Origin of the sequence: Acetobacter sacchari (assembly GCF_017377715.1) — a bacterium.
Taxonomy (GTDB): Bacteria; Pseudomonadota; Alphaproteobacteria; order Acetobacterales; family Acetobacteraceae; genus Acetobacter; species Acetobacter sacchari.
In genome coordinates this window covers 1-218 of sequence record NZ_JAFVMF010000155.1, presented here as the reverse complement: position 1 = coordinate 218, position 218 = coordinate 1, and the positions used below count along the sequence as shown (strand labels likewise).

Here is a 218-nt window from a genome sequence, read left to right as displayed (position 1 = left end):
GGTTCATCACCGGTACAGAAACCGTCTCCGCTTCTTCTTCAGTCATCAATGTGGCCGGTTCACCGGAAAACGCCTCCACATTCAGTCCGGTGCCCACCAGCCACGCCTCTATCTGCTCCTGAAGCTGCGCCATTCGCAGACGAAATTCTGCAATATCGGCCTGAGTTTTGCTGGTAAACGAGACCGGAGCAGGCTGCCTGGTCTGCAATTTTTCGAGA

General features: G+C 54.6%; 1 protein-coding gene. It reads right to left on the bottom strand.

What is annotated here, in order from left to right; translation table 11 throughout:
* On the bottom strand, nucleotides 1-218 hold a 218-nt coding region (locus J2D73_RS20570), incomplete at both ends, for a hypothetical protein (protein ID WP_207884296.1).